The following is a 14,021-nucleotide window of genomic DNA, read 5'->3' on the forward strand; positions in this document are numbered from 1 at the left end:
TGAACATTCCTTTTCCAGAGGGAAAAGGTGTCAACTCAATTCAGGACGGGTCAGCCGCAACAAAAAAGCCCCGACCGAAGTCGAGGCTTTTCTGTTTTTCAATTGGCGTCCCCACGGGGATTCGAACCCCGGTCGCCACCGTGAAAGGGTGATGTCCTAGGCCTCTAGACGATGGGGACGCACGAAACTTCAAATTTTGTCACTGCACTTCAATCGGCCTAATGATTGGAGTGGTGGAGCCAGGCGGGATCGAACCGCCGACCTCCTGCATGCCATGCAGGCGCTCTCCCAGCTGAGCTATGGCCCCACGTCGTGAGGAGCGAAATCATAGCGACGAGGTTTCGGAATGGCAAGCAAAAACTGCATGAATTTCGCCTCGCGACGTTGAACGATCATCCACGCTGCGACGTGCCTGCATCGGGCAGTCGTTGATGACGCAGCCGCAGTGCATTGCTGATCACCGACACCGAGCTCAGGCTCATCGCAACGGCGGCCAGCATCGGCGACAGCGTGATGCCCAGCGGATACAGCACGCCGGCCGCCACCGGGATGCCCAGCCCGTTGTAGAGGAAGGCAAAGCCCAGGTTCTGGCGCATGTTGCGCACGCTGGCGGTGGATAGTCGGCGCGCGCGCAGGATGCCGCGCAGGTCGCCCTTGACCAGGGTCACCTGCGCGCTGGACATGGCCACATCGGTGCCGTTGCCCATCGCAATGCCGACATCGGCGGTGGCCAGCGCCGGCGCATCGTTGATGCCATCACCGGCCATGGCGACCTTGCGCCCCTGCGCCTGCAGGGTGCGGATCAACGCGGCCTTGTCGGACGGGCGCATGTCACCGTGCACCTCCTCCAGGCCCAGCGTGCGCGCGACCGCGTCGGCCGTGGCGCGGCCATCGCCGCTGGCCATCACGATGTGCAGGCCAGCGCGACGCAAGGCGGCGATCGCCTCGGCGGTGGACGCCTTGATCGGATCGGCCACCGCGACCAGCCCGGCCAGCCGCCCCTCCACGGCCAGGTACATCACGCTGGCCGCCTCGGCACGCAGCGCATCGGCGTGCGCATCCAGCGCGGTCAGCGCGATGCCCTGCGCCTGCATCAGCGCGGCGTTGCCCAGCAGCAGTGCCTTGCCCTCCACGCGTCCACGCACGCCCATGCCGGTGAGCGAATCGAAGCCGTCCACCGCCGCCAGCGTGCGCCCCCGCTGCCGGGCCTCGGCCACGATCGCCGCCGCGAGTGGATGCTCGCTGCCCTGGTCCAGGCTGGCGGCCCAATGCAGCACGTCATCGGCGTTGAACGGTGCCACCGCCTGCACGTGGCGGAACTGCGGGCGGCCCTCGGTGAGCGTGCCGGTCTTGTCCAGCACCAGCGTATCGACCTGGCGCAGCGCCTCGATGGCCTCGGCGTCGCGGAACAGCACGCCGTGTTGGGCCGCGCGACCGGTGGCCACCATGATGGTCATCGGCGTGGCCAGGCCCAGCGCGCACGGGCAGGCGATGATGAGCACCGCGACCGCGCTGAGCACGCCATGCGTCCAGGAGGGCACGGGGCCGAACAGGCCCCAGCCGAGGAAGGTCAGCAGGGCGGCCAGCAGCACCGCCAGCACGAACCAGTAGGCGACCGTGTCGGCCATGCGCTGCATCGGCGCGCGCGAGCGCTGGGCCTGCGCCACCAGCTGCACGATCTGCGCCAGCATGCTGTCATCGCCGAGCCGCTCGGCGCGTATCACCAGGCTGCCGGTGCCGTTGAGGGTGGCGCCGATCACCCCATCGCCGGCCTGCTTGGCCACCGGCACCGGTTCGCCGGTGAGCATGGATTCGTCCACGGACGAACGTCCCTCCAGCACGGTGCCATCCACCGGCACTTTCTCGCCGGGGCGCACGCGCAGGCGGTCGCCGGGCTGCAGGTGGGCCATCTCCACGTCTTCCTCCCGGCCGTCCTCGCGCAGCACGCGCGCGGTCCTGGGCGCCAGGCCGAGCAGCGCCTTGATCGCCGCCGACGTCCTGGCGCGTGCGCGCAGCTCCATCAACTGCCCCAGCAGGGTGAGGGAGATGATCACCGCGGCGGCCTCGAAGTAGACCCCCACGTGGCCGTGCTGGCGGAACGAGGGCGGGAACACGCCCGGGGCGAGGGTGGCCACCACGCTGTACCCGTAGGCCGCCAGCACGCCGGTGCCGATCAGGGTCCACATGTTGGGGCTGCGGTTGCCGATCGACTGCGCCCAGCGCTGCAGGAACGGCCAGCCGGCCCACAGCACCACCGGGCTGGCCAGGGCCAGCTCGATCCAGACCCGCACCGCCGGCGACAGCCCATGCAGCAGCGGGGTCATCGCCAGCATCGCCAGCGCCAACGTGGCCACGCTCAACGGCAGGCTCAACCAGAAGCGGCGATGGAAGTCGGTCAGCTCCGGGTTCTCGCCCTCGTCCAGGCTGGGCATCATCGGTTCCAGCGCCATGCCGCAGATCGGGCAGGTGCCGGGGCCGTCCTGCACGATCTGCGGGTCCATCGGGCAGGTGTAGGCGGTGCCGGCCGGCACCGGCGCGGCCACGTGGGAAGCCGGGTCGAGGTAGCGCGCCGGTTCGGCGATGAACCGGCGGCGGCAGCCGTCGCTGCAGAACGCGTAGTCGTGGCCGGCATGGTGTGCGTGGTGCGCCGTGCGGGCCGGGTCGACCTGCATGCCACAGACCAGGTCCTTGACCCGTTGCGTATCCGCCGCGGCGTCGCCGGCACCGGCGCTGGCCGGCGTGCTGCCGCAGCAGTGGCCCTTGCCGGCGTTGCCGTCGGGGGAATGCGCGCTCATGGGCGTGCCTCGGTCAGCGCACCCAGGATCGGGCACTGTTGCAGGTCGCCATGTCCCGGGCAGGCGTCCACCAGTTGCTGGAGCGCGGCGTGCATGCGCTGCAGTTCGGTGATGCGTTGCTGGATGTCGGCCAGCTTGAGCACGGCGCTGTCGCGGACCTGCGCCATGTCCTGCCCGCGCTGGTCGCTGAGGCCGAGCAGCTCGCCGATCTCTTCCAGGGTGAAGCCCAACGCCTTCGCACGCCGGATGAACTGCAGGCGGGTCAGGTCCGCGTCGTCGAAGAGGCGATAGCCGCCCGCGCTGCGCCTGGCGGTGGGCAGCAGCTGCTGCCGCTCGTAATAGCGCACGGTATCGATGGGCACGCCGGCCTGGCGCGCGAGCTGTCCGATGTTCATATCCACCTCGTTGAAGAGCTGGACGGCAGCCTAAACCCTGGAGTCTGGTCGAGAGTCAAGGGTTGCTGAAGCGTTGCCCACTGACCGGTGCCGATGGGGGCAAAGATACAACTTGTTTCATAGATCACGCCGCAGTGCCTCCGTAGGCTCGTGAAGGTTCGCGAAATCCCTTGTCCTGCCTGGGTTCCGCTGGTCTTCGACGTTGCTTGAGGAGTTTGCCCATGGATGCACGTGTCGCCCCCCTGTCCGCCCCTCTGAAGGCCACGTCGCCGGCGCTGCTGGAAGTGGCCGTGCTCGAGTACCCCGGCAGCCTGCGCGCCGCCGCCCCGGTACTGTCCGAACTGGCCCAGCGCTGCAACCGCACCGCCGCGGCGGGCCGCCGCTCCGGCGCGCGCATGCTGGTGACCCGCTGGACGCTGTCGCCGCGGGGCATGCACCGGGTGGCCGGCGCCGAACTGTTCGGCGATACGCCGCCGGCCATCGTGGTGGTGCCCGGCAACGAGCCGAGCTGGCCGTTGCCGCCGCAGGACGAACGCATGCTGGCCTGGGTGCGCGACTGCCATGACGGTGGCAGCGTGCTGGCCGGCTGCGATGAAGGCGGCCTGGTGCTGGCCGCCAGTGGCGTGCTGGCCGGGCGCACGGTGAGCCTGCCGGATATCTCGCGGTGCCCGTCGCTGGCCTCGACCGTGGCCAGCTGGGCGCAGGGCGACCGTGCGCTGGTGGACGACGGCGACCTGCTCACCGCCGCCGGCGCCGATGCCTGGAAGTACCTGAGCCTGCGCCTGCTGGCGCGGGTGTACGGCCAGAGCGTGATGGCCGAGGCGATCCAGCAGCTGCAACTGGTGATTCCGCGCGCCGTGCAGGACGACCTGGAACGCTTCAGCCCCAACTTCGCCCATGGCGACCGCGGCATCCTCAAGGCGCAGCGCTGGCTGCACACCATCGCCGCACGCGGGGTGACCCTGCAGGACATCTGCGAATCGGCCGGGCTGGAGCCGCGCACGCTGCAGCGGCGCTTCCTGAAAGCCACCGGCCTGCGCCCCATCGAGTATTGCCAGCGTCTGCGCATCGCCAAGGCGCAGCTGCTGCTGCAGGCCGGCGGCATCGTCGACGAAGTGTCCTGGACGGTCGGCTATTCGGACCAGAGCGCGTTCCGGCGGTTGTTCCTGCGCATCGTGGGGATCACTCCGTCGCGCTACCGGCGGCAGATCATCGCGCAGAGTCGCGTCGGGCGCAGCCGCGCGCCGGCGCCCGCCGACCTCGCCGAGCCGCTGCGTTCGGCGGCGTAACCTGCGCCACGCAGGATGGCCCTGCAACGGCAGGCCTGCGCAAGCGGCCTGCCGTTCTCATATGGACCAGCGCGGCTTGCCCGATCGGCAGCGTGCGGTGACCATGGCCGCGGGGCCGAATGCAGAAGTGCAGTGGCGCGCATGCCACTGGGCTGGAGAACGTTGAATGATGAGCAGTCTTGGCCCGGTGCCGCTGGGTGTGGTGTGGATGGTACTGGCCGCGCTGGTGGCGATCGGCGTGGCGCGTTGGCTTCGCCCGCCGGTGCGCGAGGGCCAGCCGACCGCGGCGGCCTTGCTGCTGGACATGCTGTTGCTGGGGTTGTTCGGCGGACGCCTGGGGTTTGTGTTGCTGCACGCGCGCGCCTACCTGGACGATCCGTGGGCGGTGCTGCGGCTGGGCGACGGCGGATGGCTGTGGTGGGCCGGGCTGGTGCCGGCGGTGGCGTGGGCGGCGTGGCGGCTGCGGCGCTGGCCGGCCCTGCGCCGCCCGGTATGGGCCGGCGCGCTGGCCGGTGGCGTGTGCTGGCTGGGCCTGACACTGGGCATGGCGCAGTGGCAGCAGGTGCGCATCGGTTTGCCTGCGGTGACCCTGCACACCTTGCAGGGCGAACCGGTGGGCCTGGCCGGGCAGGGCGGCACGCCGGTGGTGGTCAACCTGTGGGCAAGCTGGTGTGGCCCGTGCCGGCGCGAGATGCCGGTGTTTGCCGAGGCGCAGCGGCGCACGCCGCAGGTCCATTTCGTGTTCGCCAACCAGGGCGAGGATGTGCAGGCGGTGCAGCAGTTCATCGCCCGCGAAAGGCTGTCGCTGCATAACGTGCTGCTGGATCCGGACAGTGTGACCGCCGAACGGCTGCAGGTGCACGCCTATCCGACTACCCTGTTCTTCGATTCGCGCGGCCGGCTGCAGGGGCTGCACATGGGCGAACTGAGCGCGGCCGCGCTGCAGGCCCGCCTCGATGCCCTGCGCTGAGCGCGCGTTGCGTGTTGTTCTACTGAAACCAGGAGTTGCCATGTTGTTGAAGACCCCGCGCCCGATGCGCACCCTGCTGGCCACGACGCTGTTGCTGGGCCTGGCCGCTGCCAGCCAGGCGCAGACGCCGGCCCCGGCGGCCCCCACCGGCAAGGCCGGCAGCCCGCCGGCGGTGCTCAAGGGCATCGAGAAGCATGGCTTCGAGGTGCTGGGCGAATTCGATGCGCCCGGCGGGCTGCGCGGCTTTTCCGGGGTGGTGGGCGGCCAGCAGCCGGCCGCGGCCTACGTCACTCCGGACGGCAAGCACGTGCTGGTGGGCAGCCTGTTCGATGAGAAGGGCGAGGAAGTGGGCGCGGCGGCGCTGGAGAAGCTGGCCGCCAAGCCGATGTCCGACCGGATGTGGAACAAGCTCGATGCCAGCACCTGGGTGCGCGACGGGCGTGCCGATGCGCCGCGCGTGGTCTACACCTTCAGCGATGCCAACTGCCCGTACTGCCACCGCTTCTGGGAAGCCGCGCGGCCGTGGGTGGACAGCGGCAAGGTGCAGCTGCGCCACATCATGGTGGGGGTGATCCGCGAAGACAGCCCGGCCAAGGCCGCGGCGATCCTGACCGCGCCCAACCCCAGTGCCGCGCTGCTGGAGAACGAACACGCCTTCGACAAGGGCGGCATCAAGCCGGCACCGAGCCTGAGCGCGGCGATCGCCAACAAGCTCAATGCCAACCAGGAACTGATGCTGGAGATGGGGTTCCAGGGCACGCCCGGCATCCTGTTCAAGGATGAGAAGGGCTTGCTGGACCGTCGTTCGGGCCTGCCGCAGGGCAAGGACCTGGACGCGGTGATGGGGCCGCGCTGAGCGCGCCACCCCCTGCGAATGCGCGCGCCGGTGCAAGGCCGGTGTGCGTCCGGCGGCGAGGGCTGGGGGTGATCCGGCCCGGTCGTTGATCTGGATCAACGACGAAATACGCACGCGGCATAGGCTGTGTGTATGCCTGCAAACACCTTCATTCAGGGCGCCACGCGCTACGCGCCAACCGCGCGGTCATGCCGGCGACGTGAACACTTCACGAAATGCTCACCCGGCCATTGTTACTCAGGGCGCTGGCATGCCGCAGGTATGGGTCATGCCACCCGGGATGAGGAGGGAATCCCACGTGGGCAGCGTTGCAGCGGCAGGCGGATGGCCGGAGGTCCGGCACGCGCCGTCGCGGTGGACGTGCGCCTGCGATGCAGTACCGGGTTGCCGATCATCGTCGCGCACACCGATGCGTGGACGGCGGACGGCGCGGCTGTCTGCGGTTCATGGAGAACGTGATGCGCCTGGCTGTGTTGACGCTTGCCTGTGCCACGGTCCTGTCGGCCACGCCTGCCCACGCGCAGGATTCGGCCGATGCGTTGCGGCAGGAGATCCAGACCCTGCGGCAGACGCTGGCGGCGATGGAGAAGCGGCTGGATGCGCTGGAGGCGGCACCGGCGGCAACGCGCGCCGCCACGCCAGCGCCGAGCCCACCCACCGGCACGTTGGCCCAGGCCAGCCCGGGCCAGGTGCCCGGCGGCGGCCAGGCGATCCTGCCCGCGCGCGATTCGGTGTCCGACCCGTCCTCGGCGGCCTCGCGCCCGGACAGCGCCGCCGGCCCCACCGATCCGGAGTTGAAGGGGTTCTTCGCCATCCCCGGCACCGACACCCTGATCCGCATCGGCGGCTACGCCAAGCTGGATGCGATCGCCGATGCGCGCGCGGCCGGTGACGAATCGCAGTTCGTGACATCGTCGATCCCGGTGGGCGCCGCGCACCGCGACGTGTCCAACTTCACCCTGCACGCCAGGCAGACCCGCTTCAGTTTTGAAGCGCGACGGCCTACCACGCACGGCAACCTGCGCTTCTACCTGGAGAATGATTTCTTCGGCAGCAGCGACGGCTACGCGTTCCGCCTGCGCCACGCTTACGGGCAGCTGGGCAACACGTATGCCGGCTACGGCTATTCCAGCTTCATGGACGCCGACAGCCTGCCGGACACGTTGGATTTTGCCGGGCCCGGTGGCGCCGGCTACCTGCTGGTGGCCGGCATCCACCACAGTTTCGCCATGGGCAAGGGCAACACGCTCACCGTGGCCGCCGAAGATCCGGACACGCAGTTGAGCGCGCCGGGCGAGGGCATCTCCGCGGTGGACCAGGCCCCGGACCTCACCGTGACCGCGCGCATGGAGCGTGGCTGGGGCCACGTGCAGCTGGGCGCGGTGGCCCGCAGCCTGGGCTATGACGGAGACAACGGCGATGACCGCCGGCTCGGCGGTGGCCTGCAGCTCAGTGGCTCGGCCGCGGTGGGCGAGCAGGACCTGCTGCTGTTCGGTGCGCTGGGCGGCAAGGGCATCGGGCGCTACACCGCCGACCTGACCGGCTCGGGCATGGATGCGGTGGTGGCCAGTGACGGGCGGCTGGAACTGCTGCGGCTCTACGGCGGGTTCGTGGGCTACACGCACTACTGGTCGCCGGTGTGGCGCTCCAACCTGATCTACGGCCAGTTGGACAGCCCGCGCAATGAAGCGCTGGCCGCCGATGCCTTCCGGCGCAGCCGGTATGGGGTGTTCAACCTGATCTGGAGCCCGGCCCCGTCCTGGACGATGGGCATGGAGCTGCTGTACGGGCAATTGGAGCAGCAGAGCGGACGGCGCGGCGACACGATGCGGCTGCAGGGCAGCCTGCAATACAACTTCATCAAGTAGTCCCTCACGCCCGGCGCGACCGGGCCCATGCCTGGCAAAGGAGAAAGCGTCATGGCAGAAGCGAAGAAGATCGGGGTGGTCGGTGCCACCTTCCTGGTGGCCGGCAACATGATGGGGTCCGGCGTGTTCCTGCTGCCCTCCAGCCTGGCCAAGATCGGCACCGCCTCGATCTGGGGTTGGCTGATCACCACCGCCGGCGCGCTGCTGCTGGCCTTCGTGTTCGCCAAACTGGGCAAGCTGGCGCCCAAGGCCGGCGGCCCCTACGCGTATGCGCGGGATTGGTTCGGGCCGTACATGGGCTTCCAGACCAACACCATCTACTGGTTCGCCAACTGGATCGGCAACGTGGCCATCCCGATCGCGGCGGTGGGCTATTTCAGTTACTTCTTCCCGATCCTGTCCGAGCCGTTGCCGCGCTGCATCGCGGTTCTGGCGCTGGTGTGGGCGTTGAGCTTTGCCAACGTGATCGGCCCGGCGTTCGTGAGCAAGCTGCAGACGGTGACCACGAGCTTTGCGCTGGTGCCGATCCTGGGCATTGCGATCTTCGGCTGGTTCTTCTTCGATCCGACCATTTTCAAGGGCGCCTACAACGTGTCCGGCGAGTCCAACTTCGGCGCCATCTCCAGCGCGGCGGCACTGACGCTGTGGGCGTTCATCGGCGTGGAGTCGGCCTCGGTGACTGCCGGGGTGGTGGAGAACCCGGAGAAGAACGTGGCACGCGCCACCCTGGCCGGCGTGTTCCTGGCGGCCATCGCCTACATCGCCAGCTCCTCGGTGATCATGGGCATGGTGCCCAACGGCGCCCTGCAGGTGTCCGACGCGCCGTTCGCGCTGGCCGCCGCCAATGCGGTGGGCGGCTGGGGCGGGGCGCTGGTGAGCCTGTGCGCCTTCGTGGGGGCGGCCGGTTCGCTGGGCGGCTGGATCCTGCTGACCGCGCAGAGCGCCAAGGCCGCCTCCGACGACGGGCTGTTCCCCAGCATCTTCAGCAAGACCAACAAGGACGACGTGCCGGTGAAGGGCGTGCTGATCGTGGCGGTGCTGATGACCCTGGCGGTGCTGGTCACCTCCACCTCCGAGACCGCCTCGGCGCAGTTCGACGTGATCACCTCGGCGGCCGTGGTGCTGACCCTGCTGCCCTACATCTACTCGTGCGTGGCCTGCTATTTCGTGGTGGAGCGCTCGCACACGCTGGTGCACACCGGCGCGTTCTGGCTGCTGACCAGCATCACCGTCGTGTACTGCCTGTGGGCGATCTTCGGCTCCTCCGGCAGCATCGTCCAGTACGCCTTCCTGTTCGTGTTGTTCATCACCGTGTTCTACCCGTTCTTCAGCGAGGAGCGCCGCCGCCAGCGCGGCCAGCTGCCGCCGTTGGACGCCACCGGTGCCGCCCCACGCACGACGCTTTCGTGATCGATCCCCAGGAGAATGCCTGTGTACTTCAAGTCGCTTGATTACCCCATCATCGTCATCGACGACGATTACGAGTCCCCGCGCATCGGCGGCATCCTCATCCGCGCGCTGGTGGAAGAGCTGCGCAAGAGCGATCAGCGCGTGCTGTGCGGGCTGACCCTGGCCGACGCCCAGGCCGGCGCGCGCACCTACGTGGCGGCCTCGGCGGTGCTGATCTCCATCGATGGCACCGAGGACCAGCCCGAGCAGTTCCAGCGCCTGCTCGGCTTCCTGCGCGAGCAGTCCGCGCGCCGCGGCAACCTGCCGGTGTTCCTGTATGGCGAGCGGCGCACGATCGAGAAGGTGCCGAGCAAGCTGCTCAAGTTCGTGCACGGCTACATCTTCCTGTTTGAAGACACCAAGAGCTTCATCGCCCGGCAGGTGATGCGTGCGGCCGAAGACTACATGGCCAACCTGCTGCCGCCGTTCTTCAAGGCGCTGATCCACCACACCGCCGACTCCAACTACTCCTGGCACACGCCCGGCCATGCGGGCGGGGTGGCCTTCACCAAGTCGCCGGTGGGCCGCGCGTTCCACCAGTTCTACGGGGAAAACACCCTGCGCAGCGACCTGTCGATCTCGGTGCCGGAGCTGGGCTCGCTGCTGGACCACAGCGGGCCGATCAAGGCGGCCGAGAACGAGGCGGCGCGCAATTTCGGTGCGGACCACACCTTCTTCGTCACCAACGGCACCTCCACCGCCAACAAGATCGTCTGGCATGGCACGGTGGGCCGGGGCGATGTGGTGTTCGTGGACCGCAACTGCCACAAGTCGCTGCTGCACTCGCTGATCATGACCGGCGGCATCCCGGTGTACTTCACCCCCAGCCGCAACGCCCACGGCATCATCGGCCCGATCAGCCTGGACCAGTTCACGCCTGAGTCGCTGCACCAGGCCATCGCCGCCAATCCGCTGGCCAGCAAGGCGTTCAAGGCCGGCTCCAAGCCGCGCATCGCGGTGGTCACCAATTCCACCTACGACGGGCTGTGCTACAACGCCGAGAAGATCGCCGAGGAGATCGGCAGCGCGGTGGACTTCCTGCATTTCGACGAAGCCTGGTACGCCTACGCCGCGTTCCATCCGTTCTACGAGAACCATTACGGCATGGCCAAGGGCAAGCCGCGCGAGCAGGACGCGATCATCTTCACCACCCATTCCACCCACAAGCTGCTGGCCGCCTTCTCGCAGGCCTCGATGATCCACGTGCGCAACGCGGCCACGCGCGAGCTGGATGCCGAGCGCTTCAACGAAGCGTTCATGATGCACACCACCACCAGCCCGCACTACGGGGTGATCGCCGCGTGCGACGTGGCCTCGAAGATGATGGAGGGGGCGGCCGGCGAGTCGCTGGTGCAGGAAATGCACGACGAGGCCATCGCCTTCCGCCGCGCCATGCTGCACGTGCGCGAAGACCTCGGCCGCGACGACTGGTGGTTCAGCGTGTGGCAGCCGGACAAGCTGGAGCGCTCGCTGGCCAAGGGCGATGCACCGGCGCCGATGATGGCCAAGCGCAGCGAGTGGTACCTGCAGCCGGACGCGCATTGGCACGGGTTCGACGGCCTGGTCGAGGATTACGTGCTGATCGATCCGATCAAGGTGACGCTGCTGACGCCGGGGCTGTCCATCGACGGCGCACTGGGCGAGCGCGGCGTGCCGGCGGCGGTGCTGAGCAAGTTCCTGTGGACGCGCGGCATCACCGTGGAGAAGACCAACCTGTACTCGGTGCTGTTCCTGTTCTCGATGGGCATCACCAAGGGCAAGTGGAGCACGCTGGTGACCGAGCTTATGGCGTTCAAGGAGCTGTATGACGCCAATGCCCCGTTGACCCGCGCGCTGCCCGGGCTGGCCGCCGACTATCCGGTGGCCTACGCCGGGTGGGGCCTGCGCGACCTGTGCCAGGCGCTGCACGCCTTCAACCGCGAGTTCGCGGTGGCCCAGGTGATGCGCGAGATGTACGTGGACCTGCCCGAGCCGGTGATGACCCCGGCCGAGGCCTACGACCACCTTGTGCGCGGGCAGATCGAGCGCGTCGACATCGAAGCGATCAGCGGCCGCATCGCCGGCACGATGCTGGTGCCGTATCCGCCGGGCATTCCCACCATCATGCCGGGCGAGCGCTTCGGTGCCAGCGATGAGCCGATCATCCAGTCGCTACGCATCGCCCGCGAGCAGAACGCGCGCTTCCCCGGTTTCGAGTCGGACGTGCACGGGCTTATCATCGACCGTGACGGTGATACGCCGAGCTACAAGGTGGAGGTGCTGAAGGTCTGACGCCCACGCGCAGGCCTTCGGCGAGCGATGGATACAACACGCGAGCAGCGGGTCCTGAGGTTCTCGATCGCGGTGACGCTGGCCGTCAGCGCCACCGGCTTTGCCGGCGGCCTGCTGGTGGGGTCGCAGGCGATCCTGTTCGACGGGGTGTACAGCCTGGTCGATGTGGCGTTGACGCTGGTGGCGCTGTCGGTGCTGCGGCTGGTGGCGCGGGAGGAAAGCCCGCGCTTCCAGTATGGCTACTGGCACCTGGAGCCGATGGTGGAGGCGCTGGGCGGGGCGATTCTGTCATTGGCGTGCATCTACGCGCTGGCCAACTCGGTGATCGGGCTCACCACCGGCGGCCATGAAGTCAAGGCCGGCCCGGCGCTGGTGTGGGCCATCGTGCTGTGCGTGAGCAACCTGGCGATGGCCGCGTTCGTGCGCACGCGCGCGCGCCGGCTGCAGTCGCCGCTGCTGTGGCTGGACGTGCGTGCTTGGCTGCTGAGCGGGCTGATGAGCCTGGCGGTGGTGCTGGCCTTCGCGCTGGCACTTCTGCTGCGCGGGGGCGCACATGCGCATTGGATTCCCTACCTGGACCCGCTGGTGCTGGCCGCGATCAGCCTGGCGGTGCTGCCGGTGCCGCTGCGCAGCGCATGGACGGCGATGCGCGAGGTGCTGCAGGTGGCGCCGGACACGCTGGACGCCCGCGTGCAGGCGGTGATGACTGACTTCGTGGCCGAGCATGGGTATCTGGATTTCACCAGCCACGTGGCCAAGATGGGGCGCATGCGTTTCGTGGAGATCCACATCCTGACCCATCCGGAAACGGTCATCGGCAACATCGGCAACGTGGACCGGCTGCGTGATGAGATCGCCGAACGCCTGGACGCGCGCGGCAGTGAGTTCTGGCTCACCATCGACTTCACCGCCGATCCGGCCTGGACCTGAGGACGCGGCTGGCGACGCGCAGGACGGCGGTGCCGTGGCGGCGGGCCATGGTTTGCGGTGGATATACGAGGCATATATGATGCATATATCCTCCCCCTTGCCGAGACCGCCCATGGGCATCGTCAACATCGACGACGAACTGCACGACAACCTGCGCCGCGCCAGCGGCGTCTCCGGCCGTTCGATCAATGCCCAGGCCGGGTTCTGGATCAAGATCGGCATGCTGTGCGAAATGAACCCCGGCATGAGCTACCAGGAGATCGTCAGCCGCGAGCTGCGTGCCGCCGGGGTCGCGCCGGGGACTTTGCGGGTGGCCGAGGCATGATCAAGACCCTCGACGAGCAGGCCTTGATGCGCGCATCGGGGCGTCTGTTGGCCCAGGTGTTCGAAGCGCTGGACACGTTGCCGCTGGAAGGCATGAGCACGCTGCAGGTCAATGACTGGGTGGAGCGCTTCATCGTGGATGAGCTGCACGCGCGCCCGGCCAGCAAGGGCCAGTACGACTTCGCCTTCGTGCTCAACAGCTCGATCGACAGCGTGGTCTGCCATGGCGTGCCGTCGGCCGACGCGATCCTGCGCAGCGGCAGCATCGTCAACCTGGACATCACCCTGGAGAAGAACGGCTACATCGCCGATTCCAGCAAGACCTACCTGATCGGCGAGGTGGACTACGCGGCCAAGCGACTGGTGCGGGTGACCCGCGAGGCGATGTGGAAAGGCATCGGCGTGGTGCGCCCGGGCGCGACCCTGGGCGACATCGGCTTTGCCATCCAGCAGCATGCCAAGGCGCACGGTTACAGCGTGGTGCGCGAGTTCTGCGGGCACGGCATCGGCCGGGAGATGCACGAGGAGCCGCAGGTGCTGCATTACGGGCGGCGGGGGGACGGGCTGGAACTGGAGGAAGGGATGACCTTCACCATCGAGCCGATGATCAACCAGGGCCGCGCGGCCATCGACATGAGCGACGATGGCTGGACCGTGACCACGCGCGACGGGAAGCTGTCGGCGCAGGCCGAGCATACGGTGCTGGTGACCGCCGACGGGGTGGAGGTGCTGACCCTGCGCGCCGAGGAGCGTGGGCTGGTTGCGTGATGGATGCTGTGCGTGGCCGGACGGGCGCGGGTGCTTCGCAGCCGGGCAGAGCCCGGCTCTACGGGGTTCGCGTGGAGACGAGTTTGAGGAAGGCCTCGTTCTGGTA

11 protein-coding genes and 2 tRNA genes are annotated in these 14,021 nt (G+C 68.5%); 9 read left to right on the plus strand and 4 right to left on the minus strand.

The window, feature by feature from the left end:
- Window positions 1-103 precede the first annotated feature (103 nt).
- From RSA25_RS15970 to RSA25_RS15985, 4 genes are all read right to left on the minus strand, one after another.
- Window positions 104-179: transfer RNA gene (locus RSA25_RS15970), tRNA-Glu, on the minus strand.
- A 52-nt stretch (window positions 180-231) separates the two neighbouring features.
- A tRNA-Ala gene (locus tag RSA25_RS15975) sits at window positions 232-307 on the minus strand.
- 85 nt (window positions 308-392) lie between these two features.
- Window positions 393-2,795 (minus strand): heavy metal translocating P-type ATPase, encoded by a 2,403-nt coding sequence (locus RSA25_RS15980; RefSeq protein ID WP_332809828.1) that lies wholly within the window; start codon window positions 2,793-2,795, stop codon window positions 393-395.
- Window positions 2,792-3,190 carry a heavy metal-responsive transcriptional regulator gene (locus RSA25_RS15985; RefSeq protein WP_332809829.1) on the minus strand — a complete coding sequence of 133 codons (399 nt, stop codon included), beginning with the start codon at window positions 3,188-3,190 and terminating at the stop codon, window positions 2,792-2,794. Before RSA25_RS15985 ends, RSA25_RS15980 begins: the two co-directional genes overlap by 4 nt.
- Window positions 3,191-3,411: 221 nt before the next feature.
- Here RSA25_RS15985 and RSA25_RS15990 point away from each other — a divergent pair, with 221 nt between their 5' ends.
- From RSA25_RS15990 to map, 9 genes are all read left to right on the plus strand, one after another.
- Entirely contained in the window at window positions 3,412-4,479 is a 1,068-nt protein-coding gene (locus RSA25_RS15990) for a helix-turn-helix domain-containing protein (protein WP_332809830.1), read from the plus strand.
- A gap of 169 nt (window positions 4,480-4,648) precedes the next feature.
- Window positions 4,649-5,449 (plus strand): TlpA disulfide reductase family protein, encoded by an 801-nt coding sequence (locus RSA25_RS15995; RefSeq protein WP_332809831.1) that lies wholly within the window; start codon window positions 4,649-4,651, stop codon window positions 5,447-5,449.
- 40 nt (window positions 5,450-5,489) lie between these two features.
- Window positions 5,490-6,305, plus strand: a complete 816-nt coding sequence (gene dsbG, locus RSA25_RS16000; RefSeq protein ID WP_332809832.1) for a thiol:disulfide interchange protein DsbG — start codon at window positions 5,490-5,492, stop codon at window positions 6,303-6,305.
- Window positions 6,306-6,763: 458 nt separating this feature from the next.
- Window positions 6,764-8,173: a DcaP family trimeric outer membrane transporter gene (locus tag RSA25_RS16005; protein ID WP_332809833.1), complete on the plus strand. Its 1,410-nt coding sequence runs from the start codon at window positions 6,764-6,766 to the stop codon at window positions 8,171-8,173.
- A gap of 51 nt (window positions 8,174-8,224) precedes the next feature.
- Complete coding sequence (gene adiC / locus RSA25_RS16010) at window positions 8,225-9,583, plus strand: arginine/agmatine antiporter (RefSeq protein ID WP_332809834.1); 1,359 nt, start codon at window positions 8,225-8,227, stop codon at window positions 9,581-9,583.
- A gap of 21 nt (window positions 9,584-9,604) precedes the next feature.
- Window positions 9,605-11,893, plus strand: coding sequence for an Orn/Lys/Arg decarboxylase N-terminal domain-containing protein (locus RSA25_RS16015; RefSeq protein WP_332809838.1), 2,289 nt, complete (start codon window positions 9,605-9,607; stop codon window positions 11,891-11,893).
- A 27-nt stretch (window positions 11,894-11,920) separates the two neighbouring features.
- Window positions 11,921-12,823: a cation diffusion facilitator family transporter gene (locus tag RSA25_RS16020; protein WP_332809835.1), complete on the plus strand. Its 903-nt coding sequence runs from the start codon at window positions 11,921-11,923 to the stop codon at window positions 12,821-12,823.
- Between the two features lie 112 nt (window positions 12,824-12,935).
- On the plus strand, window positions 12,936-13,148 hold the full coding sequence (locus tag RSA25_RS16025) for a ParD-like family protein (RefSeq protein ID WP_332809836.1): 213 nt from the start codon (window positions 12,936-12,938) through the stop codon (window positions 13,146-13,148).
- Complete coding sequence (map, locus tag RSA25_RS16030; RefSeq protein ID WP_332809837.1) at window positions 13,145-13,915, plus strand: type I methionyl aminopeptidase; 771 nt, start codon at window positions 13,145-13,147, stop codon at window positions 13,913-13,915. Before RSA25_RS16025 ends, map begins: the two co-directional genes overlap by 4 nt.
- Window positions 13,916-14,021: the final 106 nt, after the last annotated feature.

This window comes from Stenotrophomonas sp. (assembly GCF_036662295.1).
Lineage (GTDB): Bacteria > Pseudomonadota > Gammaproteobacteria > Xanthomonadales > Xanthomonadaceae > Stenotrophomonas.